Here is a 24,164-nt window from a genome sequence, read left to right as displayed (position 1 = left end):
TCCCCCGAGGTATGAAGATCCGGTCAGGATCGGGTCCTCACCGTGTCAGGACGCCTACTGTCTACGCCGTGTGCGCACGTGTACTGGTCGCCGAGGACGACGAGAAGCAGGCCGAAGTCCTCCGGCTCTACCTCGAGAGCGAAGGCCACACCGTCGTGCTGGCCCCGGACGGCCGGGCCGCTCTCGACGAGGCCCGCCGCGACCGTCCCGACCTGCTCGTCCTCGACGTGATGATGCCCAAGGTCGACGGCCTGGACGTCTGCCGGATCCTGCGCGGCGAGTCCGACGTCGCCGTGCTGATGCTCACCGCCCGGGCCACCGAGGACGACCTGCTGCTCGGCCTGGACCTCGGCGCCGACGATTACCTGACCAAGCCGTACAGCCCGCGCGAGCTGATGGCGCGCGTCCGCACGCTGCTGCGGCGGACCGCCGCCCGGCGCGAACCGCCCGACACGACGTTGCGCGCGGGCGGGCTGCGGCTCGACCCGGTGCGGCACGAGGTGTCGGTCGCCGGCCGGCCGGTGGAGACGACGCCGGGTGAGTTCCTGCTGCTGGAGACGCTGATCAAGCAGCCGGGCCGGGTGTTCACCCGGCGGCAGCTGCTGGAGCTGACCCGCGGCGACGACCGGTTCGTCAGCACCCGGATCATCGACGTCCACGTGCTCAACCTGCGCAAGAAGCTCGAGCCGGACCCGGCGAAGCCGCAGTACCTGCTGACGGTGTTCGGCGTCGGTTACAAGCTGGCCGCCGAGAATGGCGACTGAAGGTCGCCGGCGCCGCTTCCCGCGGCGCCGCAGCCTGGTCCTGCGGCTGTCGGCCGTCTCGCTGCTCATCGCGCTCGGCTCGATCGCCGCGACGGCGTGGCTCGCCGTGCAGACCACCACCCGCGCGATCCAGCAGGAGCAGGGCCAGGCCCTCTCCGACGACGCGACGATCTACACCGAGCTGCTCGGTTTCGCCGCGGCGAACCACACCTGGGACCAGGCCGCCCCGAAACTGCGGGCGCTGGCCGGGGAGACCGGCCGCCGGATCGTCGTGACCACGATCGACCGGCGGGTGCTCGCCGACTCCGGCGGCGCGCCGGTCACGCTGCCGGTGAAGGCGAGCGCGTCGGTGGACCCGCTGCACGTCGACCCGGTGCTGCTGCCGGGCGCCGGGACCAGCGGCATCGACCCGCGCGCGGTCGGGCCGTTCCGGCTGCCGCCCCGCGAACGGGACGACGTCGCCGCCATGGCCGAGAAGGTCGTCGCCTGCCTGGGCGACATGGGCCTGCGCAGCGACGTGCGGCAGTCGCCGAGCGGCCGGCCGCAGATCAGCTCACCCGACGCCGTCACCGTCCGCTACTTCGCGGCCAAGTGCGGGATCTACGAGCTCACGGCGCCCACGCCGACCGAGCAGGCCGCGCTCGGCAGTCTCGACGACGCCGTGAACGCCTGCCTCGCCCACCAAGGCGGGGAACAGGTGAAGCTCAGCCTCGACTTCGAGGCGCTCGGCGCCCCCGACCAGGGCCCCACCCAGACCTGCGTCGACACGGCCCGGCGGGCGCAGCTCGCCCCGTACGTCGCGCCGCCCGCGCTGCTGTTCACGCTCGGGCCCGGCGACTCGCCGCTGCCGACGTTCACGCTGTCGCGGGAGAACCTGACGCGGATCCTCGCGGTGACCGGCGGGGTGCTGGCGCTGGCCGTGGCGGTCACCGTGCTGGTCTCGACGCGGCTGTCCCGGCCGCTGCGGGCGCTGACCGAGGCGGCGGAGCAGGACCGGCCGGCGCCGGTGAAGTCCCGCGACGAGGTGGGCTACCTCGCGACCGCGTTCAACGACCTCACCGCACGCCGCGAGCGCATCGAGGAGCAGCGCAAGGCGATGGTCAGCGACATCGCGCACGAGCTGCGCAACCCGCTGAACGTCATCCGCGGCCGGCTGGAGGCCGCCGAAGACGGGCACCTGCCGTTCGACCACGCGCTGTCCGCGTCGCTGCTCGAGGAAACCGTGCTGCTGCAGCACATCGTCGAGGACCTGCAGGACCTGGCCGCGGCCGACGCCGGGCACCTGCGGCTGTTCCCGGAGGCCGTGGACGCGGCCGAGCTGGCCGCTCAGGTCGCGGCCGCGCACGCCGACCGGGCCGCCGCGGCCGGCGTCACGCTGAGCGTCGAGGCCGCCGGCGAAGCCCGGCTGACGGCCGACCCGGTGCGCCTGCGCCAGGTCGCCGGCAACCTGGTGACCAACGCCATCCGGCACACCCCGCCCGGCGGCCGCGTCACGATCCACGTCTCGTCCACTGTGGACGAAGTGGTGCTCGCGGTCGCGGACACCGGCACCGGCATCGCCGCCGAGGACCGGCCGCACGTGTTCGACCGGTTCTGGCGGGCCGAGAAGTCCCGCAGCCGCCAGACCGGCGGCAGCGGGCTCGGCCTCGCCATCGTGCGCCACCTCGTGCAGGCCCACGACGGCACCATCGACGTCGAGTCCGAAGTGGACGCCGGGTCGACGTTCACCGTCCGGCTGCCGAAAGCTAACCCTTGAGGCCGCTCTGGGCGAGGCCTTCGACGAACTGACGCTGCGCGACGATGAACACGAGCAGCACCGGCACGACCGTCGTGGTCGCGGCGGCGAGCTGGACGTTCCAGAGGTGCCCGCCGTAGACGTCGACGTACTGCGTCAGCGCCACCGGCAGCGTGTACATGTCCTTGTCGGTCAGGTAGACCAGCGGTTCCAGGAAGAAGTTCCACGTGTTGAGGAACGTGAAGATCGCGACGGCCGCCAGCGCGGGCTTCGCGATCGGCATGGCGACACGCCGGTAGAGCCCGAAGCGCGATAGGCCGTCGAGCCGGCCCGCCTCCTCCAGCTCGCCCGGGATCGTGATGAAGAACTGCCGCATCACGAACGTCGCGAGCACGCTGGGCGCACCGAAGATCGGCACGATGATCAGCGGCCAGTGCGTGTTCGTCAGCCCGAGGTCGTCGACCAGCCGGAACAGCGGGATGATCGTGACCTCGCTCGGCACCATCAGCCCGACGAGGATCAGCCCGAAGAACTTCTCACCGCGGAACCGGATGCGCGCGAACGCGTAGCCGGCCAGCGAGGAGAAGAACATCGTGCCCAGCGTGACCAGCACCGCGATGTACAGGCTGTTGAAGTACTGCTGCGCCAACGGGAAGTCGGTGAACGCGGCCTTGTAGTTCTCCCACTGCGGCTGCTTCGGGAAGAGCTTCGGCGGGTACGCGAGCACTTCGTTGGCCGGCAGCAGCGACGCCGTGATCATCCACCAGGTGGGGAAGACGAACGGCACCGCCAGCACGACCATCACCACGTAGCAGGTGATCTTCGCCCTACGACTCATGGAACACCCACCGCCTCCGCATCCGCCACTGCAGCAGCGTCAGCACCAGGATCACCAGGAACAGCACGACGGCGAGCGCGGCGCCGTAGCCGAGGTCGTGGTTGGCGAAGGCCTGCTGGTAGAAGTAGAAGACGAGGACGTTGGTGCTGTCCGCGGGCCCGCCGAGGGTCAGCACCTGGATCTGCGCGAACACCTGCAGCGCGCCGGCGACCGTGATGATCGCGGTGAGCAGCGTGGTCGGGCTGATCATCGGCAGGATCACCGAGCGGAACCGGCGCCACGGCCCGGCACCGTCCAGTTGGGACGCCTCCATGATGGACGCCGGGATCCCCTGCAGTGCGGCCAGGAACAGGACCATGTTGAGCCCGACGTTCTTCAAAACCTGCACCACGATCACCGACACCATCGCGCTGCCGTTGCCACGCAGCCAGTTCGGCCCGTCGACCCCGATCGTCTGCAGCAGCGAGTTGATCCCGCCGTTGTCCTGCAGCAGGAAGTTCCACACGATCGTCCACGCCACGAGCGTGATGACCACCGGCGAGAAGAAGATCGTCCGGAACACCGTGGTGCCGCGCAGCTTCAGGTTGAGCAGCAACGCGAGCGAGAGCGCCAGTGCGAGGTTCAGCACGACCAGGCCGACGCAGAAGATCGCCGTCGCGCGGGCGACCTTGGGCGCGGTCGGGTCGTCGAAGAGCTTCGCGTAGTTGTCCGCCCCGGCGAACGACGACGTCCCGGCCAGCAGGTTGACGTCCTGGAAGCTGTACCAGACCACGGCGGCCAGCGGCGCCACGACAAAGGCGAGGAAGCCGAGAGCCTGCGGGGCGATGAAGATCCACCCCGCGAGCTCTTCGCGCTTCTTCGACGTGAGAGTCACCGGCTCAGCACCGGGTCGATGGCTTGGCACACCCCGGCCAGCGCGGCGGGCACGTTCGCGTCCGGCTTCCACATCGGGTCCAACGCGGACTGGACGAGTGACGCGATCCGCGCGCTGCCGGTGTGCGACGGCAGCACCGCACCGTTCTTGATCCCGTTCACCACGACGTTCTGCAGCTGTTCCTGGCTGAACAACGGGTTCGCCTTCGCCAGGGTGGCCGCGTTGATCAGGCTGTCGCGCGCCGGCGGGAAGTACTGCCCGAGCTTCGCCGAGTTGGCCGGGTCGGTGAAGAACGCCAGGAAGTCCGCCGCGGCCTTGGCGTGCTTGCCCTTCACCGGCACGCCGATCCCGGCCTGGCCGATGACCTGCGCGTTCGCCTTCGGCCCGGCCGGCAGCGGGACGATGCCCCAGTCGAACGGCTTGGCCTTCAGCAGCCCGGCGCGGCTGATCTGCGCGATGGTCAGGCCCGCTTCACCGGCGAAGAAGTCCGCCGTCGTGCCCGGGCCGGGCAGCGCCTTGTCGGTGAAGATCGCCTGGTGCAGGAAGGTCATCGCGGACGTCATCTCCGGCGTCGCGAACCCGCAGGTCTTGCCGTCCGGACCCCAGGCGTCGGCGCCGAAGCCGCGCCAGACCGAGGCGAGCAGCACCCACTGCTTGTACTCGAACTCGCGCACGACCAGGCCGGCCTTGCCGGTGTCGCGCGCGGCGACCTGGGTGGCGATCTGCTTGGCGGCGTCCCAGGTCCACTTGCCACTCGCGAGCAGCTGGTCCGGCGTCTCGGTGATCCCGGCCTGGGTGAGCAGGTTCTTGTTGTAGAACATGCCGAACGGCGACGTCGAGAACGGGTAGGCGAAGAGGCTGTCGTCCTTGGTCCACAGTTTCGTGGCGGACGGGACGAGCTCGCCGACGTTGTACCCCGCGGTCGCGGTCAGCGTCGGCTTCAGGTCGGTGAGCGCGCCGGACTGGACGAAGTCCGGGGCGTCGCGCTCGAGGATCCACGCGAGGTCGGGCGGGTTGCCGCCGGACATCTGCGTCGTCAGCGCGGCCGAGTACGCGCTCGTGTCGCCCGGGACGACGTCGAACTTCACCGACGCGACCTCGGGGTGGGCCTTGCGGTACTCGGCGGCGATGGAGTCGAAGAGGGCGAGCTGGTTCTTGTCCGTCGTCCAGACCGTCATGCGCAGAGCGACGTTCGTGTCGTCGCCGGCGCCGCCCGAGCAGGCGGTCGAAGCCAGTGCGACGGCGGACAACGCCGCGGCGATGAGCAGCCGGGTTCTCGGGTAGGCCACAATGCCTCCTGGTTATTCGAATTAGCAGCGACGGTAAACGTCTCGTTCGTAGGCTGTCAACAGCCAGTGCGCCTAGTTCTGAGTGTGCACTGTGGAGGGTGCCGCCGCGGTGGCACCCTCGTGGAACGTGCACGGCAGCAGCAGCTGCCGGGGCTTCGGGTCCGCGAGCAGCTCGACCAGGACGCGCACCGCGTGCGCGCCCATCTCGTGCCGCGGGATGCGGAACATCGACCAGTCCGTGGCCGTGCTCGGCACCGCGTGCGCCGCCGGCTGCTGCGACGGGTCGGCGTCGCCCAGCACGACGAGGGAAAGGTCGTCGGGCACGGCCAGGCCGAGGTCGTGCGCGCACGCCAGGATGCCGTCGGCCATCGCCGAGCTCTCGACGAGCAGCGCGGTGACGCCCTCGTCGAGCGCCTGCCGCAGCGCGAGCGCCGGGTCGTCGGCGAGGAACACCAGCGGCGGCCGGCGGTGCTTGCGCGCCGCGGCGTCGTAGCCGGTGCGCCGGTCGAGCGTCGGCTCGTTCTCCTCGGTGACGCTCAGCAGGCCGATCTTGCGGTGCCCGAGCTGCCACAGCCACTCGTGCACCTCACGGGTGGCCGCGACGTAGTCGGCGCCGACGTAGCTGATCGGCCCGGTCGGCGACTCGCGGCGGCCGACGAACACGAACGGGAACTGCTCCTCGACGAGCTGCGCGAGCTCCTGCGGGTCGTTGTGCCGGCCGAGCAGGACCGAGCCGTCGGCGATGCGCAGCCGGTTCGTGCCCTGGTCGTAGATGCGGCGGCGCCCGTCGCGGCGGCCACCGCTGGTGAACAGCAGCAGGTCGAAGCCCTGCGCCTCGGCCTCCTCCTCGATGCCGAGCAGGAACGGCCGGTAGAAGTCGGCCACGCCGGACGGGAACACCGACTCGTAGGTGAACACGCCGAGGATCTGGTTGGACTTGCCGCGCAGCCGCCGGCCCATGATGTCCACGGTGTACCCGGTCTCGCGGAGCACCTGCTGCACGCGTTCGCGGGTCTCGGGGGTGATGCGCAGGCTGTCGGAGCCGTTCAGGACCATCGAGACGACGGCCTGCGAGACGCCGGCCAGGCGTGCCACCTGGGCCTGCGTGACCCGGCCCGAACCCGCCGTCATCGATGACTCCCTCCAGCGCGACTGCCGCGGACAATCGGCACAGTACAGGCGGCACTTTCAGTACCCCCGCACTTCCGGCCACCGGCGCTCCACCCCGGCGGCGTCCAGCTCGCGCGCGAACTCCTCGAAGAGCCGGCCGTCGGCCTGCACGGCCCGCGGCTCGACGCCCTCGCGGACGGCGAACGCGGCGAGCAGCCCGGCGACCTCGCCGATGTTCCACTCGACCGGGTGCAGCCGGAAGCAGCCGTTGGTGATGTGCGTGGTGCCGGCGTTCTTGCCCGCGGGCAGCAGGTTGCGCACCCGGACGGGCACCAGCGCACCGAGCGGGATCTCGTACGGCACGCTCGCGACGTCGACGTAGTTGTCCCCGCCGGTCGACGGGTGCAGGTCGATCCGGTAGCTCCCGACCCCGACGGCGTCCGCGCGCCGCACCCGGCCGTCGACGCCGAGGATCTCCGCCGAGACGTCGTGCTCGGTGACGGTGGTGACGGCCTTGATGCGCCGCGCCTCCCGGACGTACGCGGACTTCGCGAGGCCGTCGTCGGTGCCGGTGACGTCGTGACGCAGCTTGAGGCCGGGGAAGCCGGTGCCACCGTCCGCGCGGGGCGCTTCGGTCTGCAGCCAGTACAGGACGGACAGGCTCAGCTGCTTGGCTTCGTGGTGCGCTTCCTTGACGACGGTCTCGTCCGCGTGTCCAGGGATGGTGAGCGCGGGCTTGAGCCAGTAGTCGTTGAGCGGCCAGTTGACCAGGGTGATGTCGGAGTCGAAGGCGCCGTCGGCGTGCAGGCCGCGGGCGAGGATGCGCCGGAACGCCCAGAGTTCCTTGTCCCCCGCGTCGGCGCTCTGGTCGGCGCTGACGGCGAGGGGGTCGCCGGCCGGGTTCGGCACGAAGGTGCGTTTCACGGGCTCGAGCGTCCGGGGGTCGGGGGCGACGAAGCCGAGCAGCGGGCCGGGCCAGAAGTCGGGCTGGTAGTCGCGCCAGAAGCCGTACATCCCGGGGCGGTCGATGACGTGGTGCTCGCCCTCGTGGTGCGAAACGGCGAAGCAGTAGGTGATCCCCTGCAGGTTGGCGGGATCGGCGTCCGCCGGGGCGTGGGGTTCGTCGTGCTCGGATTGCGCTTCGGCCCCGGTGACGTGCTCGGTGCCGGTGAGCGGCAGGAGGTCGCCGTCCTCGGTGGCGTCGAGGACGTACCGCGCTTTCACGGTGACGCGCTCCCCGTCGCGGCCTTCGAGGGTGACAGCGTCGACGCGATCGCCGCTGGTCACGGCGTCGACCGGCCGGTGTTCGAGGAGCACGCGGATCCGCCCGGCGCTGCGGTGCGGCGCGAGCAGGCTCTCGACGACGGCGAGCGCGACGCGCGGTTCGTGGCAGAGCTTGCTCACCTTCCCGGCGCCGGGGTTCAGCTCGGCCAGGGCGGCGGCCTCGGCCCGCAGCGGGTAGTGGCGCCGGTAGTAGCCGCGGATGCCTTCGCGCAGCTCACGGTAGGTGCGGGTGGACCCGAACCGTTCGATCCACGGGTTCTCGTCGGGCGGCACGGCCTGCGCGGTCAGCTGCCCGCCGAGCCAGTCGGTCGCCTCGGTGAGCACCACGCGCCGTCCGGCCTTGGCCGCCGCCAGCGCGGCGGCGACCCCGCCGAGCCCGCCGCCGACCACCAGAATCTCCGTGTCCAGTTCCCTCATGAGCCTTCCCGCATCTCGCCACACTGCCGGAGTAATACGAATTACTACCGGCGTATGGTGCGCGAGGGACAGGCCTGAAGTCAAGAGTGCGTGGTCTGCCGCGGCTTGTCGTGAGTGGTTAGGGCGGTTAGAACCGCCCTAAACACTCACGACCGGCTGCGGCAGAGAGCTAGAGCGGCAGGCCCGCGTAGTTGTTGGCCAGCTCGGTGGCCGCGGCTTCCGACGTCACCGTGCGCTGGAGCTGGGACAGCTGGAGCTGCGCGTCGAAGTCGTCGCCGTGACGGTGCAGCATCGACGTCATCCACCACGAGAAGTGCGTGCAACGCCAGACCCGTTGCAACGCCGTCTCCGAGTAGGCGTCGACGAGACTGCCGTCGCCCCGGAACGAAGCCGTGAGTGCCGTGGAAAGCAGCGCGACGTCGGCCACCGCGAGGTTCAGGCCCTTGGCGCCCGTCGGCGGGACGATGTGGGCCGCATCCCCGGCCAGGTAAAGGTTTCCGTGCCGCATCGGGGTCGTCACGAAGCTGCGCATCGGCAGCACGCTCTTCTCCGTGATCGGTCCCGTCCGCAACGTCCAGCCCGGGACGCCCAGCCGTTCCGACAGCGCCGTCCAGATCCGGTCGTCGCTCCACCGCGCGATGTCCTCGTCCGGCGTCACCTGCAGGTAGAACCGGCTGACGTGCGGCGAGCGCATGCTGTGCATGGCGAACCCGTCCGGGTGCCACGCGTAGATCAGCTCGTCGGTCGACGGCGCGACGTCGGCCAGCACCCCCAGCCACGCGAACGGGTACGTCCGCTCCCAGACCTTCTGCTGCGGCATGAACTCCCGGCTGGGCCCGTGAAAACCGTCGCAGCCGACGACGACGTCCGCGTCGATCCGCTGCGCGCGCCCGTCACCATCCACAAAGGACACCGACGGCGCGCCGGTGACGTCGTGCAGCTCGACGTCGGAGACGGAGTAGAACGCCGGCCGCCCGGCCTTTTCCCGCGCCGCCATCAGGTCCTTGGTCACCTCGGTCTGGCCGTAGACCGTCACCGACCGGCCGGTGAGGTCGACGAAGTCCAGGTGGTGCCGGTTACCCGGCCACTGGAGGTGGATCCCGCGGTGCTCCATGCCCTCGGCGTCGAGCCGGTCGCCTAAGCCGGTGTTCCGGAGCAGCTCGACCGTGCCGGCTTCGAGGATGCCCGCGCGGATGCGCGCCTGGACGTACTCCGCGGTCTGCCGTTCGAGCAGCACCGAGTCGATGCCCTCGAGGCCGAGCAGGTGGGACAGCAGCAGCCCGGCCGGGCCGGCGCCGACGATGGCGACCTGGGTGCGCACGCGGAACGTCCTTTCGACGGCTGAACCCCGAGGATGACGCCGAGAGCGCGCGTCACACCAGGGCATTCTCATTCATTGAGAGATTGTCCGCGAAATACCGCGCGCCGCGGCGAGCAGGGCCGGGATCTGCATCCGGGCGTTCCGGCCGGTGGGCACGATCACCGACAGCGCCGCGACGACGTCGCCGGCCGGCCCCCGCAGCGGCACGGCGATGCCGGTCGTCTCCTCGTCGATGAAGCCCGCGCAGTACGCATAGCCGTCGCGCCGGACGTCGGCGAGGAACCGCCGCAGCCGCGCGGGCTCGGTGAGCGTGGTGCGGCGGTACGCCGGAAGCGGCCCGGCCAGCACCTCTTCCCGCAGCTCGGCGGGGGCGTGGGCGAGCAGCACGAGCCCGGACGACGACGCGTGCAGCGGCAGCCGGCCGGCCACCCGCGTCACGTTGACGACCGCGCCGGGCGCCGAAAGCCGCTCGACGAACAGCACCTCGCGGTCCTCCAGCACGGCGAGCTGGGTGTGGTGCCCGACGACGGCGTGCAGATCCTCCATGAACGGCAGCGCCGCTTCGCGCAGCCCTAGCGTCGGCGACGCGCGCGACGCCAGCTCCCACAACCGGACACCAACCCGGACCTGCCGGTCGGGGTCACGCCGTAGCCAGCCGTGCCCGACGAGCTCGTCGATCAGCCGCGACGCCGTCGCGACGTGCAGGCCCGCGCGCCGCGCGACGTCGGACACGCGCAGCGCCGGCGTGTCCGGCCCGAACGTCTCGAAGACGCGGACGACGCGCGAAATCACGGACTCGCCGTGGGCCGGTCTCACCACGTCAGGCAGTGTGCCCCACCCGGAGGCGGGGCACACCGCGACGCGTCACGGCAGGGCGTTCAGGAACGGCTCGTGGCTGTTCTGGAACTCCCAGTTGTAGTACTTGTCCCAGTTGATCGACCACGTCATCAGCCCGCGCAACGCCGGCGACGCGCCGCCGCGCAGCGTGTAAGAACCGCAGCCGGTGCCCTTGGCCAGGCAGGTCACCGCCGTCTGGACGACGGACGGCGCGAGGTAGCCGTTGCCGGCGCTGACCGCCGCCGGCAGCCCGACCGCGATCTGGTCCGGCCGCAGCCCCGGGAAGAACTGGCCGGTGTTCGCCACGCTGAAACCGGCCTTGAGCATGTCGCCCATCGCGATCGGGAAGTCCGCGGCGCCCATGTTGTGGTACTGGTTGTCCAGGCCCATCACCGGGCCGGAGTTGTAGTCCTGGACGTGCAGCACGGTCAGCGAGTCGCGCAGCGCGTTGATCACCGGCAGGTACGCGCCGGTCCGCGCGTCACCGCCGCCCGAGCCGCCGTAGAACTGGTAGCCGACCTGGACGAAGAACGTCTCCGGCGCCATCGTCAGCACGAAACCCGCGCCGTACTTGGCTTTCAGCGACTTCAGCGCGGAGATCAGGTTGACGATCGACGGCGTCGTCGGGTTGTGGAAGTCCGTGTCGCCGGCGTTGAGCGAGAGCGAGTGGCCTTCGAAGTCGACGTCGAGGCCGTTGAGGCCGTACTTGTCGATGATCGCCGAGACGGAGCTGACGAAGGTGTCGCGCGCGGCGGTCGTGGTCAGCTGGACCTGGCCGTTCTGGCCGCCGATGGAGATCAGGACCTTCTTGCCCTGCGCCTGCTTCGCGCGGATCGCGGCGATGAAGTCGGCGTCGCTCTCGACGTTCGGGCACTCCGCGACCGAGCAGCGGTTGAAGCGGATGTCGCCGGAGGTCACCGACGTCGGCTCACCGAAGGACAGGTCGATGATGTCCCAGGCCGCGGGGACGTCGGCCATCCGGACGTACCCGGAGCCGTTCGCGAAGCTCGCGTGCAGGTAGCCGATCAGGGAGTGCTTGGGCAGCCCCGTGTCGACGCAGCCGGTGGTGCTGCCGGTGGCCGCGGCGGTGCGCGGCGACTCGCCGGCGGTGTTGTACGCGGCGACGGTGTAGCTGTGCGTCGAGCAGGCCGTCAGCCCCGTGAGGGTGGCACTCGTTCCGGTGACGGTCGTACGGAGCGTGCTGCCTTCGTAGATGCGGTAGCCGGTGACGGTGCCCGCGCTCGCGCCCCAGCTCAGGGCGATCGAGGAGGTCGTGACGGCGCCGACGGACGGCGTCCCGGGTGCTCCCGGCGTGCCCGGAGTGCTGCCGCCGGGACCGTCGAGGACGACGTCGTCGGCGTAGTAGGTGCCCGCGCCGTACCAGCCGTGCAGGTAGAGCTGGGCCGACGTCTGGCCCGCGGTCGTGGTGAACGACAGCGAAAGCTGGTTGTAGGCGCCCGCGTTGCCCGACCAGGTCGACGCGCCGCCGGTGATGCCGAGGTAGACCGGGTTGCCGCGGACCCACGCGGACACGGTGTAGGTCGTGTTCGGCAGTACGGACACCGTCTGCGCGCACTGGGCGTAGTCGGAGCCGGCCGGGGTGGCGGCCAGCGCGTAGCCGCCGGAGTGCACCGGCGTCGCCACGGCCGTGCCACCCGAGCACGTCCAGCCCGACAGCGAGCCGGCCTCGAAACCGGGGTTGGTGAGCAGGTTGACCGCGTCGGCGGTGCCTCCGCCGGCCACCAGGCCGGAGAGCGCCAGCGCGAGGGCGGCGAGTGCTGCGGAGAATCTGGAACGCCTCATCGGGTCCTCCAGTGGGGACGCGGTAGCACCGCGGAGAACCATATTGTCTAGACCACTGAGTGAAATGTCCAGACCAACTCGTCAGCAGGCGACCAACAGCCGGGCCACCAGGCGGGTGCGCTTCGCGCCGGCCCGGTCGACCACCTGGACGCTGCGCCAGCCGGGCGGCACCCGATCGGCGAGCAGCTCCGCCCGCCACTTCCCGGTGCGGCGGACGTGCCGGTCGAACGAGCGCGGCCGCACCATCCGGCCCCGGCTGCGCTGGCCCGCCAGGGCCTGCTCGGCGGTGGCGTCGACGAACAGCAGCCGCATCGAGCGTCCGGTCAGCCTCCCGACCAGGGCGAGCAGCGCGCGGGTCGACGCCCGCGTCGAGGGCTCGTGGACGACGAGCGGCCCGTCGACGGAGAGGGCCCGCCCGACGATCCGCAGCCGGTGCCCCGCGTGCACGAGCGGCCGGTACCAGCGGTAGGGCACCGCGTCCGGCAGCACCGTCGCCAGCCGCGCCCGGACCTGGTCGGAGTCGAGCACCGGCAGCCCCTCGGCCGCGTGGCGGAGCATGGTGGTCTTGCCCGCGCCGGGCAGCCCGGCGACGACGAGCAGGTCACGCGGGCCGAGCTCGATGACGGTGGGCTCGCTCATGCCCTGACAACGCCCGGCCGAAGGTAATGGTTCCTTTACCTTCGACTCCGGACCGTGACTTCGCCGGTGACCGTCCGCACCGGGCACCCCGGCGGCGGGGCGACACCACTCCGAGGTGGGACCGGTTCTCACGTCCCGTGTCCACCGTCACCCACTCGCCTGAAAACCCATGCGTGGCACGGCATTCGACGGCCCGGAACCGCTTCGGGTGAAGATCTTCCCCACCTCTTCCCGGCGTCCGGAAATTCCCTATCTTCTGGAAGGGACGCCACGGCCAGAACAGGGGAAAGGCACCATGACCCAGTCGCTGGAACTCCCACTCCAGGAATACTGTCTCGATTGGACACTCACCGGCGACGACGGCGGCCGGGTCGAAGTCACCCTCTCCGGCCAGGTGACCCTGCTCGACAACAACCGGTTCTACAAGATCGACGGCGTCGTCTACGTCGCCCAGGGCGACGCCGACATCCGCGCGGTCGGCAACCCGCGCCTGTCCGTGCGCCGCAACGGCGTCGAGAAGTCCGGGCGCCAGTGGGGCTGGGAGATGTGCTCGGCGCGCAAGAGCCTCGGCGCGCTCAGCACGATGGAGGGCTACTTCGTCCGCACCGGCTACTGGGCGCCCGCCGACCGCTCGATCCAGCTGAGCCTGTGCGCCGAGCTCGGGTGGAGCCGGCGCAAGACCTACAGCCCGAACGTCACCGTCCGGATGATCGACTAACCACAGTGGACTTGCGCCGGGCCGCCGCGACGACGAACCCGGCCGCGACGGCGCCCGCCACCGCGCACCCGGCGCCGAAGCCCGCAGCCGGTTCGTGCACGCGCAGCACCGACACGCACAGCCACACCGCGGCGCCGAACAGCACGCCGAGCACCGGCCCGGCGACCAGCGCGCCCCGCCCGCGGTGGCCGTTGCGGATGTTCCGCAGCACCGACTCCAGGTAGGCGAGCGCGAACAGCGCCAGGATGAGGCTGCCCGCGCCCATGGCGCTGGCCAGCGGGTGCTGCGAGGTGAGCAGGGTGAACGTCTGGGTGACGGTCCCGGTCTGGATGGTCGCGGTGACCGCGCCGCCGACGATCCACCGCGCCAGGCCCGGCAGCTCGAGCTGGGCGGTGAAGCCGTTGCCGGCGGCCTTCGCCGTCGTCTCGGCGGAACCGAGCGGGATCCCGGCGGCGGTCAGGTCGAGCGCGATCCGGCCGGGGTTGCCGGGGCCGGTCACCGTCAGCGGCTTGCTCAGGTCCACCTCGACCGGCGCCGACACGGGCGCGTCCCCCAGTTTCAGCGTGGGCGACGCCTGGTGCGGCAGCCGTTCCGGGGTGAGCAGGGCGAGCACGACCAGCGCGATGAGCGCGGCGGCCGCGGCGAGCCGGAACCACAGCGTCGCCGCCGACGACGGCGTCGCTTCTTCGGGCACGGGCTGCTGCTGCGGAATGCGCGTGGCGGACAACGTCGGGTCCGGCGCGGGCCGCTGGACCGGCCGCGTCCGGGCGTCGACCGGCGGGGCCGGCGCGGTCGGCGAGTTGAGCCCGGAGATCACCCGCGGCGTCAGGTGCAGCACCGGCACGCCGGCGCGTTCGAGCCAGCCCGGGCCGTAGACGGCGGTGGCGGCGCCGGCCAGGTCGGCCGCGAACGCCTCAGCCTCCCGGTAACGCGACTCGGGTTCGCGCGCGAGGCTGCGCATGATCACGCCCGCGATGGGCATCGGCACCCCCGCGATCGGCCGCGGGTCGGTGAACATGTGCTGGCGCATCATGCTGATCGCGCCGCGCGTGTTGTCGAACGGCAGCTGCCGGGACAGCAGTTCGTAGAGCACCGTGCCGGCCGCGTAGACGTCGGCCGCCGGGCTCAGCGCGTTGCCCATCGCCTGCTCCGGCGCGATGTAGGCCGGGGTGCCGAGGATCTCGCCGCCGTGCGTGACGAGCGTGGCGCCTTCGCTGATGACGCGCGCGATCCCGAAGTCGGCCACTTTCATGACGCCCTGCGTGCTGAAGAGCAGGTTCCGCGGCTTGACGTCGAGGTGCAGCACGCCCGCCCGGTGCGCCGCGTGCAGCCCGGCGAGCATCGCCAGGCCGATCGCGCACGCCTGCTCGCCGCTGACGCCACCGCCGTGGAACCGGCTGTGCACGGTGCCGCCGTCGAGCCGTTCCATCACCAGCAGGTGCTCGCGACCGGTGCGGACGTAGTCGTACACCGGCACGATGTGCGGGTGGTCCAGGCTGGCCAGCACGCGGGCCTCACGGTCGAACAGCTCGCTGCTCGCGGCGTGGTTGAGCACGTCCCAGGGCAGCTGCTTGATCGCGACGCTGCGGCCCAGCGTCCGGTGCGTCCCGGCGAACACGACACCCATGCCGCCTTCGCCGATCTCGGCGCCGATGTCGTACTGCGGGAGCGCGGCGATCAGGTCCGCCGGTGCGCTCATCGGCCGAGGTCCCGGGTCGCGGGCACGCGCATCCGGACGGTCTGGTCGCCGACGGTCTCGTACTCGGGCTCGGGGGCCGGCTTCACCGGGTTGGGCGTCAGGTAGCCGAGCAGGAACGCGATCGCCGCGGCGCCGAGCACCACCGGGATCTCGATCGCCGGTTCCGGCGGGACCAGCCGCAGCACGGACAGCGTGATCACCGCGACCAGACCGGTGCCGAACCCGGCGGGCAGGAACCGCAGGCCACGGCGCCAGCGGTTGGCGGCCAGGCGGTGGCGGGCCAGCGCGAGCAGCGCCGTCAGCCAGGCCAGGATCGTGAGCACGAGCATCGCCAGGCCGAAGACGCCGTAGACCGACCAGAACGAGCCCCGGACGTCGGCGACCGTGGTCGCCTCGCCGAGCGTCACACGCCCGGCGTCGAGCAGCTCGACCGACGACGGCAGCAGCCCCGTCGCCTGCCCGGACAGATCGCCGAGGTCGAGCACGAACGTCCGCGTCGCGCTGCCGCGCGCCGGCACCTCGAACGGCGCTGTCGTGTCGTAGGCGAAGAAGGTGAGCGCGAGGGCGACGCCGGACACCCGCACGCTGCGGACCTTCACCGGCGCGTTGCCGGTGTTGGTGGCCACGACCTCGAGCTTGACCTGGCTCGCCGGGTCGATCGGCACGGTGGCGTCCGCGATCGGCCGATCGTCGATCGACACCTGCAGTCCGAGCGAACCCGACTCCGCCGAGGCGGCCGGTGCGCCGAGCAGCACCGCGCACAAACCCAACGCAACCCCCGCCGCGATGACACGTCCCATTGGGCATCCCCTACTTGCGTAATCCAGTTGGTCCGGGATGCTACAGCGAGCACACACCTGGGGAGGACGTTCCGATGCGTTACGTGGTTCGGTTGTTTTTCGGCGCGGTGACCGGAGCGTTGCTCCTGGTCGTGTTCGCGTCCAACGCCAACGCACAATACACTTCTTCGGTTGGTTTGAAACCGTCGAGCGGACCGGCCGGAAGCTCGTTCACCATTTCCTGGAGTTTCTACCCCTGCAAAGGCGCGGTCACCTTTTCCTGGAACGGCACGCCGATGTGGTCGACCCCGGCCACCCTGCAGACCACGAGCGGCACGGTCGCGGCCAAGGTGCCCGGCGGCGCGCAGCCCGGCACCTACCCCGTCACCGGCACGTGCACCAACGCCCGCACCGGCGGGCCGCTGAGCGCGGGCAGCCGGTTCACCGTGACCGGCACGACGACCACGACCCCGCCGCCACCGCCGACCACGACACCGGTCACGCCGCCGCCCGTGACGACCAAGCCCTCGAAGCCCGGGACCCCGACCACGACCCCGCCGTCGACGACGACCACCACCCCACCCACGACCACCAGCACGCCGCCGACGTCGACCACCCCCACCACGCCCGGCGCCCCGACGACGACCAGCACCGTGCCGAAGCCGGGCGAGCTGGTGCTCGACCGTCCGAGCGTCCAGCCGGGCGACGAGCTGTCGGCGTCCGGGAGGGGCTGCGAGCCCGGCCGGATGGTGACGCTGATGGCCGACGGCGCCGAGGTCGGCTCCGCCTACACCGACAGCACCGGCGCCTTCACCGCACCGGTCCAGTTCACCCGGATCGAGGCCGGCCCGCACACGGTGGTCGCCGAATGCGGAGTGCGGCTGACGGGCACGGTCGACCAGGTCGTGACCCGCTCGTCCGGCGGGCAGACGAGCACCCTGGTGATCCTGGTGTTCTTCGTGCTGGCCGGCATCGCCGTGATCCGCTTCCCGTAAACGCCCCGGCAGTTGTTTCCTTCGAGAACGGGAAAGGCTCGTCGATGGCTTGGACGGAAAGCGAGTGGTTCCGAACAGGTCGTCCGCGAATCCGAGCCCTACCGCGGACTTTCCCGCGCCTGCGCCTTTCACCCGGGAATGAGTGAAAGGCGCAGGCGTCAACACCGAAACCGCGCGGGGAAAGCCGCACGAAGGCCACGGTCACGCTGGGAATCGCAGGGCACACCGCTGCCGAGCCTGCTGACGCTCCCGCAGACCGGCACCCACTTGCGTAACCCCGACTTATCGGACCAAAAAGACACAACAGGCACAGTAAAACGTCTGAATCCTCCCCTTTTCGGGAGCGTGCCGCTGAAGTCCCGGTGAATTTCCTACTCCCGACGGCCTCCGTAGTGGTTTTACGGGCGTTAGGCTCGCATGATCCGTGACCGGGAATGGTCCGATCGAGTGACGGGAGAGCGCGCGTGCCGGGGTCAGTGCGTACCCGCTGGATCGTGGCGGTGGTCGCCCTCGCCGTCGTGGCCGGCGCGGTCGTCGCGTTCTGGCCGCGCGACGCCGAGGCGCAGGACCCGGAGATCGCCGTGTCGCGCTCGTCGTGCGGCACCGGCTGGGCAGCCCCGAAGCCGGGCCCGCAGACGTTCCGCGTGCACAACACCGGCTCGGTGACCGCCGAGGTCGACTTGATCGACCCCGCCACCGGCGTGATCTACGGCGAGATCGAGGGACTCGGCCCGGCGACCACCCGGCCGCTGCAGGTCAACCTGGGCAACGGCAGCTACGCGTTCCGCTGCCTACCCGAGGACGCGGGCGCGATCGTCGGGCCGACCGCGCAGGTCAGCGGCGGAGCCGAGCGGACCGGCCCGGGGGTAGCGCCGGTGACGCACAACGACCTGCTCGGCCCGCTCAAGGCGTACCAGGCACACGTCACCACCGGCCTGGGCGAGCTGGTCACGAACACGGGCGCGCTGAAGAACGCCATCCACGGCGGCGACCGCGCGGCGAGCGAGACGGCCTGGCTGACCGCACACCTGACGTACGAGCGCCTGGGCGCCGCATACGACGCGTTCGGCGACACGGACGGCGCACTCAACGGCACCGCGGACAGTCTCCCCGGCGGCACCAGCGACGAGGGCTTCACCGGCTTCCACCGCCTGGAGTCCGGCCTCTGGCGCGGCGAGGACCTAGGCGCGCTCGCCGGCGTCGCCGACCAGCTGGACACGGACGCCCACGCACTGCAGACGTCGTTCGCCGACAGCCAGGTCGACGGCAACGACCTAGCCCTGCGTGCGCACGAGATCATGGAGAACACGCTGCAGTTCGAACTGACGGGCCGCACGGACTACGGCAGCGGCACCAACCTGGCCACCGCCCGCGCCAACCTGGACGGCACCCGAGCCGTCCTCGACGTCCTGCGCCCGCTCCTCACGCCGCGCTACCAGCAGCTACCCAAGCTGGACAGCTGGCTGACCCGCACGCAAACGACGCTGGACACGGCGCATCGCCCGGACGGGACGTGGACCCCGCTGGCCCAGCTGGACGTGAAGCAACGACAGAAGCTCAACGCCGACGTGAGCGAGCTGACAGAGCTGCTGGCCCCGATAGCGGCAATCGCCGAGCCGAGGAGGGTCTCATGACCCGCCAGCCTCCCTGTCCCGCGCCGCACCCCACCTCCGCGGTCCCGCCGGCGCCGACCACTGCCGGCGCCGAACCGAGGAGGGTCGTGTGACCGACCAACCTCGCCGTCCCGTCCTCGCCCGGCCGCCGGCACCGACTCACCGCCCGCGCCGAACCGGGGAGGGTCTCGTGACCGACCAGCCTCCCTGTCCCATGCCACACCCCACCGCCGCGGACCTGCCGACACCGATCACCACCAGCGTCGAACCGGGGAGGGTCCCGTGACCGACCAGCCTCGTTGTCCCGTCCCCCACTCGGCCGGTGGCCTGCCTCGGCGTTCGTTTCTGCGCCGGGCCGCGATGGGCGCCGGCCTGACCGTGGCCGCCGGGGCCGGGCTCGGGGCGTCCGCCGCCGTCACCGACAGCACGTCGCCCGTTCCCTTTCACGGCGCCAACCAGGCCGCGATCCTGCGGCCGCCCCCGACCCAGACGGTCGTCGCATCATTCGATGTCGTCGCGGAGTCGAAGGCCGAGCTGACCGACCTGTTCCGCGCCATCACCGACCGAACCCGGTTCCTCACCGGCGGCGGCGCGCCGGCCGCGCTCGGCATCACGGGCCCGCCCGCCGACTCAGGAGTGCTGGGCCCAGTCGTGCCGGGCGGCGATCTGGGCGTGATCCTCGGCGTCGGATCGTCACTGTTCGACGACCGCTACGGCCTGGCGAAGCTCAAGCCCGCCAAGCTGAAGCCGATGACGACGTTCCCGAACGACGCCCTCGACCCGGCGCAGTGCCACGGCGACCTGAGCCTGACGCTTTCCGCGAACGCCAACGACACGGTGCTGCACGCCCTGCGCGACATCACCCGCGCCACTCGCGGGGGCATGCAGCTGCGCTGGCGGCTGAACGGCTTCAGCTCGCCGCCGAGGCCGTCTGGCACGCCGCGGAACCTGATGGGCTTCAAAGACGGCACCGCGAACCCGGAAGGGTCCGATCTGGACAGCCTCTTGTGGACGACCGGGGCCGGCGAACCGGCGTGGGCCGCAGGCGGCAGCTACCAGGTCGTCCGACTGATCCGGATGCTGGTGGAGTTCTGGGACCGGGTTTCACTGGCCGAGCAGGAGAACATGTTCGGCCGCCGCCGTGACACGGGCGCGCCGCTCGACGGCACCGACGAGAAGGACGTCCCCCGCTACGCCGACGACCCGATCGGCACGGTGATCCCGCTGACCAGCCACATCCGCAAGGCCAACCCGCGCACCCCCGAGACCGACAACAGCCGGATCCTGCGGCGCGCCGTGAACTACGACCGCGGCGTCGACAGCAACGGCAACCTCGACATGGGCCTGATGTTCGTCTGCTACCAGCAGGACCTGGAGCGCCAGTTCGAGGCGGTCCAGACCCGGCTGGCCGACGAGCCGCTGACCGACTACATCTCCCCGTTCGGCGGCGGCTACTTCTTCGCGCTGCCGGGCGTCACAGGCCCGGACGACCACTACGGCCGAGCATTACTGACCTGACACCGTTCCCCACCACCACGAAACACCAGGAGGAATCCGAAGTGGACACCCGACCCCGCCGGCGGCGACGCGGCCTGCTCGGCGCCGGGGCACTCGCCTCGGTTGCCGTGCTGGCCGTCGCCACCGGTTCTGCGGCGACCACCGCGGAAGCCCAGCCGCTGCACCCGTACCCGGCGCAGTGGATCCCCACCTCGACGCCGATCAAGCACGTCGTGGTCATCTTCGGCGAGAACATCGCCTTCGACCACTATTTCGGCACCTACCCGAACGCGGCGAACACGGACGGCACGCCGTTCCAAGCCGCGCGCAACACCCCGAAGGTCAACGGCCTGGACCACAAGCTGCTGACCGACAACCCGAACGCGTACAACCCGAAGCGGCTCACGCACGAGCAGGCGTTGACCTGCGACCAGAACCACAACTACGGCGCGGAGCAGGCCGCCTTCAACGGCGGCAAGATGGACAAGTTCGTCGAGAAGACCGAGACGGACAAGTGCACCGGCCAGCCGGTGCTGTTCGGCGAGCCCGGCCTGGTGATGGACTACTTCGACGGCAACACCGTCACCGGCATGTGGAACTACGCGCAGCACTACTCGCTGAACGACAACTCGTTCGACGCGAACTTCGGACCGTCGACCCCGGGCGCGATCAACCTCGTCTCGGGCAACACCCACGGCGTCCAGGCCGTGAACCCGGTGACGCACGAGCCGGTCAGCGACGCCTACGCGGTCCAGTCGCCGGACGCGAACGGCGTCGGCACGATGATCAACGACCCGGACCCGGCGTGGGACGACTGCTCGGACAAGAACCACACGAGCACGGACAACCTGGCCACGATGCACGGCCGCAACGTCGGCGACCTGCTCAACCAGCGCCACGTGACGTGGGGCTGGTTCCAGGGCGGCTTCCGCCCGACCGGTTCGGCCAACGGTTATGCGGTCTGCGGCACCACACACGCCAACATCGGCGGCGCCGCGGCGGTGGACTACAGCCCGCACCACGAGCCGTTCCAGTACTACCCGTCGACGGCGAACCCGAAGCACCTGCCGCCGTCGTCGGTCCAGGCGATCGGCCAGACGGACCGCGCGAACCACCAGTACGACGTCGCGGACTTCAACGACTCCCTGCAGGCCGGCTCGATGCCCGCGGTGAGCTTCCTGAAGGCCCCGGAGTACCAGGACGGTCACGCGGGTTACTCGGACCCGCTGGACGAGCAGCAGTTCGTGGTCAGCGAAGTCAACAAGATCCAGCAGTCCCCCGACTGGCGCTCGACGGCGATCGTCCTGGCGTACGACGACTCGGACGGCTGGTACGACCACGTCTCGTCCCCGGTGATCAACGGTTCTCACGACGCTTCGCAGGACCAGGCCGTCTGCACGGCGAAGAAGACGACACTGGGCGGCTACGCGGACCGCTGCGGCTACGGCCCGCGGCTCCCGCTGATGGTGATTTCCCCGTACAGCAAGGTGAACCACGTCGACCACACGCTGACGGACCAGACCTCGGTACTGAAGTTCATCGAGGACAACTGGTTCGCCGGCCGCATCGGCGACAGCTCGTACGATTCACGGGCGAACTCGATGTCCAACATGTTCAACTTCTGGTGGCCTCAGGCGTCGAAGCTGACGCTCGACCCGAAGACCGGGGCCGTGGCGCATCGGTAGTTCGTGGTGCTTGACGGGCTCGTGGCCGGGTGGCCGCGAGCCCGTCTTGCTGTTCAGGGCGCGGAAGGTCGACTGCCGTGTACCTCGAAACAGTCCGGACGGTGACGTCGAAGCCGGCGAGCGACTGCTGGCGCGGTTCGCTGGTCGGCCTGGGATCGTCCACGTTCGGGAACCCACCGCCGATCAAGCCGCCCTGGGCAGCGGGCTGTCGGCGTTGTTGCGCTCGGGTTTTCGGCGTCGGTCGTGGGACGTCGGCGGGGTGGACTCCGCTAGGCCGTCCGGGGTGATGTGGATCTGCCAGCCCAACCCGTGCAGCAGACGGTGGTGGTAACCGCACAGCTGGACTGGACTTTCCCAGCTCGCCAGGCCGTCCTCGAACTGCTGTCGGATGTGGTGGCCCTGGCACTGGCGGGGTGGTCGGTGGCAACCACCGAACGCGCAGCCTCGGCCACGCAAGTGCAGGGCTCGGCGGAGTCCTGCCGTCATCAGGCGCCGGAGGCGGCCCGGGTCCTGGGACTCGCTCTCGCCGTCCGGTACCGCGGAGATGGTGCTGCCGTCGCACGCGTGGATCAGGGCATCCGCTGCCGGGATTTCGCCTGCGTCGTCCAGACAGGTCGAGCCAGTGCCGGTTTTCCGGCCCGCGATGGATACCGTCACGCGCGTGGGGGCTCGTCGGCCGGACTGGCGCGGGAGTTCGAGAGAATTCAGAGCCAGGTCGATCACGTCCGAGAACGCGTCGCCGAAACGTTCCCTCGGAGAGCGGGGGTCGTCGGATCGGCGCTCGGTCAGGGAATCCAACATTGCATGGGCTCGAGTGCCGGTCTCGTCGTCGAATCGGCCGCGTAGCTCCCAAACTCCGGTTCTCTTGCGCCGCAACGACAACTGACGCTCAGGGGTCGGCGGAGACGTGGCGTCCGGGGTGAAGCGGCAGAGCAGGTGCGCGCCCAACACGGCCACCTGTCTTCGGCCCGTGGTCCGGGCCAGCGTCACCAGTTCGCGTTCGACATCCGCTCGATGCTCGTCTGGGATCTGACGCACCGTGTCGAGGATCGTGTTGATCGCCGGGTTGCTCAGCCGGCCTTCCCGGGCCGCCGCGGCGGCGGCAGGGGCCAGCGCGGGATCCGCGTTCAACTCTCGCGCCCGCCGCATCAGCTTTCCTGCCACACCAGCGGAAATGTCCGCCCGGTCTGCCAGAAAGCGCGCCACTGAACGGTATCCGAACAGCTCGTCTACGCCGCGGTGCTCGATCTCGACCAGCACCGCGCCCAGTTCCGCTTCCGCACAACGGATCCGGGTCACCAACTCATCGACGCGGTCAGCTAATGCCGCCGCGTCGGCCTGCCACATCCGGTCGTTGTCCACACCACGAACACTAGCTCAGGATCGAACACCCGTTCATCACACGATCGGGCGAAAGACGGAGAGTTACGGACGCACTGGGTCCAGATCCCAGGCTAGAGTCACCACAGTCCCGTCCTTGCCGGACGCGATGTCCGCCCGGTCTGCGCTCGCCCGCAGCAACATCAACCCCCGGCCCCGCAACGAAACCGGGCGGGGATCGGGGACCGGCGTGCGCCACTGGCCGTGGTCCGCGATGACCACCTCGACGCGGTCGGCGTGGATCGCGGCGTCGAGGTCGACCAGGCCGGAGCCCGAGCCGTGGTACGCGTGGTCGGCTACGTTGGCCAGCGCCTCGTAGCTCGCCAGCGCGATGTCCTGGGCCCGGGACGGCTCGACGCCCGCGGCCAGGACCCACGCCGTGAGGTCGTGCCGCAGGCGCCGCAACGCCTCGGGTGCGGCGGCGACGCCGTGACAGCGGAACGGGGCCGCCGACCCGGCGGATTCGTGCATCGGGTTCGCCTTTCTGCCCGGCCCGGGGCTCGCGGTGCCCGTCACTTCCGGAGGGCTTCGTCGACCGTCGGGTGGACGCCGATCCACGTGTCGAGCCCGGTGGTCGTCAGCGGTCCCGACGTCACCGGCGAGTCACTCACCACCCGCAACGCGTGCTCCGCCAGTTTGCGGTGCGCGGCCGCGAGCACCTGCAGGCCCGCCGAACAGAAGAACGTCACCGCTCGCAGGTCGACCACCAGCACTTCGGGGCCTTCGGCGAGCACGGTGTCGACGACTTCCTCGAAGTCCGGGGCGCTGAGCAGGTCGATTTCGCCCGCCACGCGGAGCACGGCGGCCTGGCCGCGCCAGTCGAGCGTGGCCGCCAGCTCGGTGGCGGGGAGATCCCGGGGTGAAGGGCTCACGGCCACTTATCGTGC

21 protein-coding genes are annotated in these 24,164 nt (G+C 70.7%); 7 read left to right on the top strand and 14 right to left on the bottom strand.

Annotation, left to right across the window (positions count from 1 at the left end):
- Nucleotides 1-68: 68 nt before the first annotated feature.
- Nucleotides 69-764 (top strand): response regulator transcription factor, encoded by a 696-nt coding sequence (locus tag OG570_RS20615; protein WP_326958469.1) that lies wholly within the window; start codon nt 69-71, stop codon nt 762-764.
- Complete coding sequence (locus OG570_RS20610) at nt 754-2,520, top strand: sensor histidine kinase (RefSeq protein WP_326958467.1); 1,767 nt, start codon at nt 754-756, stop codon at nt 2,518-2,520. Before OG570_RS20615 ends, OG570_RS20610 begins: the two co-directional genes overlap by 11 nt.
- Here OG570_RS20610 and OG570_RS20605 read toward each other — a convergent pair.
- The 9 genes from OG570_RS20605 to OG570_RS20565 all read right to left on the bottom strand — a co-directional run bounded on the left by OG570_RS20605 (nt 2,510) and on the right by OG570_RS20565 (nt 12,911).
- Nucleotides 2,510-3,337 (bottom strand): carbohydrate ABC transporter permease, encoded by an 828-nt coding sequence (locus OG570_RS20605; RefSeq protein WP_326958465.1) that lies wholly within the window; start codon nt 3,335-3,337, stop codon nt 2,510-2,512. The genes OG570_RS20610 and OG570_RS20605 overlap by 11 nt on opposite strands.
- Nucleotides 3,327-4,211, bottom strand: a complete 885-nt coding sequence (locus OG570_RS20600) for a carbohydrate ABC transporter permease (protein ID WP_326958463.1) — start codon at nt 4,209-4,211, stop codon at nt 3,327-3,329. The genes OG570_RS20605 and OG570_RS20600 overlap by 11 nt, the downstream gene beginning before the upstream one ends.
- The gene (locus tag OG570_RS20595; protein ID WP_326958461.1) at nt 4,208-5,500 is read right to left on the bottom strand and encodes an ABC transporter substrate-binding protein; all 1,293 of its coding nucleotides are present in this window, start codon (nt 5,498-5,500) and stop codon (nt 4,208-4,210) included. Before OG570_RS20595 ends, OG570_RS20600 begins: the two co-directional genes overlap by 4 nt.
- A gap of 72 nt (nt 5,501-5,572) precedes the next feature.
- Nucleotides 5,573-6,631: a LacI family DNA-binding transcriptional regulator gene (locus tag OG570_RS20590; protein WP_326943978.1), complete on the bottom strand. Its 1,059-nt coding sequence runs from the start codon at nt 6,629-6,631 to the stop codon at nt 5,573-5,575.
- 57 nt (nt 6,632-6,688) lie between these two features.
- On the bottom strand, nt 6,689-8,311 hold the full coding sequence (locus OG570_RS20585) for an FAD-dependent oxidoreductase (protein ID WP_326958459.1): 1,623 nt from the start codon (nt 8,309-8,311) through the stop codon (nt 6,689-6,691).
- Nucleotides 8,312-8,480: 169 nt separating this feature from the next.
- Nucleotides 8,481-9,632 (bottom strand): 4-hydroxybenzoate 3-monooxygenase, encoded by a 1,152-nt coding sequence (locus tag OG570_RS20580; RefSeq protein ID WP_326958457.1) that lies wholly within the window; start codon nt 9,630-9,632, stop codon nt 8,481-8,483.
- Between the two features lie 72 nt (nt 9,633-9,704).
- Nucleotides 9,705-10,448, bottom strand: coding sequence for an IclR family transcriptional regulator (locus OG570_RS20575; protein ID WP_326951640.1), 744 nt, complete (start codon nt 10,446-10,448; stop codon nt 9,705-9,707).
- Nucleotides 10,449-10,496: 48 nt separating this feature from the next.
- Nucleotides 10,497-12,272: a chitinase gene (locus OG570_RS20570; protein ID WP_326958455.1), complete on the bottom strand. Its 1,776-nt coding sequence runs from the start codon at nt 12,270-12,272 to the stop codon at nt 10,497-10,499.
- 81 nt (nt 12,273-12,353) lie between these two features.
- Complete coding sequence (locus tag OG570_RS20565) at nt 12,354-12,911, bottom strand: AAA family ATPase (protein ID WP_326958453.1); 558 nt, start codon at nt 12,909-12,911, stop codon at nt 12,354-12,356.
- Nucleotides 12,912-13,206: 295 nt separating this feature from the next.
- Here OG570_RS20565 and OG570_RS20560 point away from each other — a divergent pair, with 295 nt between their 5' ends.
- Nucleotides 13,207-13,629, top strand: a complete 423-nt coding sequence (locus OG570_RS20560; RefSeq protein ID WP_326943983.1) for a hypothetical protein — start codon at nt 13,207-13,209, stop codon at nt 13,627-13,629.
- Here OG570_RS20560 and OG570_RS20555 read toward each other — a convergent pair.
- Nucleotides 13,607-15,328, bottom strand: coding sequence for a serine/threonine-protein kinase (locus tag OG570_RS20555; RefSeq protein ID WP_326958451.1), 1,722 nt, complete (start codon nt 15,326-15,328; stop codon nt 13,607-13,609). The genes OG570_RS20560 and OG570_RS20555 overlap by 23 nt on opposite strands.
- Nucleotides 15,325-16,128, bottom strand: coding sequence for a hypothetical protein (locus OG570_RS20550; protein ID WP_247056774.1), 804 nt, complete (start codon nt 16,126-16,128; stop codon nt 15,325-15,327). Before OG570_RS20550 ends, OG570_RS20555 begins: the two co-directional genes overlap by 4 nt.
- A 275-nt stretch (nt 16,129-16,403) precedes the next feature.
- On the opposite strand from OG570_RS20550, the gene OG570_RS20545 reads away from it, so the two are divergent.
- The 4 genes from OG570_RS20545 (at nt 16,404) to OG570_RS20530 (ending at nt 21,897) form a co-directional block, all read left to right on the top strand.
- Nucleotides 16,404-17,102 (top strand): hypothetical protein, encoded by a 699-nt coding sequence (locus OG570_RS20545; protein WP_326958449.1) that lies wholly within the window; start codon nt 16,404-16,406, stop codon nt 17,100-17,102.
- A 494-nt stretch (nt 17,103-17,596) separates the two neighbouring features.
- Nucleotides 17,597-18,736, top strand: coding sequence for an EfeM/EfeO family lipoprotein (locus OG570_RS20540; protein WP_442788287.1), 1,140 nt, complete (start codon nt 17,597-17,599; stop codon nt 18,734-18,736).
- Nucleotides 18,737-19,075: 339 nt separating this feature from the next.
- Nucleotides 19,076-20,233 carry a Dyp-type peroxidase gene (locus OG570_RS20535; RefSeq protein ID WP_326960098.1) on the top strand — a complete coding sequence of 386 codons (1,158 nt, stop codon included), beginning with the start codon at nt 19,076-19,078 and terminating at the stop codon, nt 20,231-20,233.
- A 41-nt stretch (nt 20,234-20,274) separates the two neighbouring features.
- Nucleotides 20,275-21,897: a phospholipase C gene (locus tag OG570_RS20530; protein ID WP_326958447.1), complete on the top strand. Its 1,623-nt coding sequence runs from the start codon at nt 20,275-20,277 to the stop codon at nt 21,895-21,897.
- Nucleotides 21,898-22,080: 183 nt separating this feature from the next.
- Here the strand turns inward: OG570_RS20530 and OG570_RS20525 are convergent, their stop codons facing one another.
- The 3 genes from OG570_RS20525 to OG570_RS20515 form a co-directional block, all read right to left on the bottom strand.
- Nucleotides 22,081-23,259 (bottom strand): DUF222 domain-containing protein, encoded by a 1,179-nt coding sequence (locus OG570_RS20525; protein WP_326958445.1) that lies wholly within the window; start codon nt 23,257-23,259, stop codon nt 22,081-22,083.
- Between the two features lie 63 nt (nt 23,260-23,322).
- Nucleotides 23,323-23,748: an ATP-binding protein gene (locus tag OG570_RS20520; protein ID WP_326958443.1), complete on the bottom strand. Its 426-nt coding sequence runs from the start codon at nt 23,746-23,748 to the stop codon at nt 23,323-23,325.
- A gap of 41 nt (nt 23,749-23,789) precedes the next feature.
- The gene (locus OG570_RS20515; RefSeq protein ID WP_247056786.1) at nt 23,790-24,149 is read right to left on the bottom strand and encodes an STAS domain-containing protein; all 360 of its coding nucleotides are present in this window, start codon (nt 24,147-24,149) and stop codon (nt 23,790-23,792) included.
- Nucleotides 24,150-24,164: the final 15 nt, after the last annotated feature.

Origin of the sequence: Amycolatopsis sp. NBC_01286 (assembly GCF_035982555.1) — a bacterium.
Taxonomy (GTDB): Bacteria; Actinomycetota; Actinomycetes; order Mycobacteriales; family Pseudonocardiaceae; genus Amycolatopsis.
The sequence above is the reverse complement of the archived record's forward strand: the minus strand, read 5'-3'. Positions and strand labels throughout refer to the sequence as shown.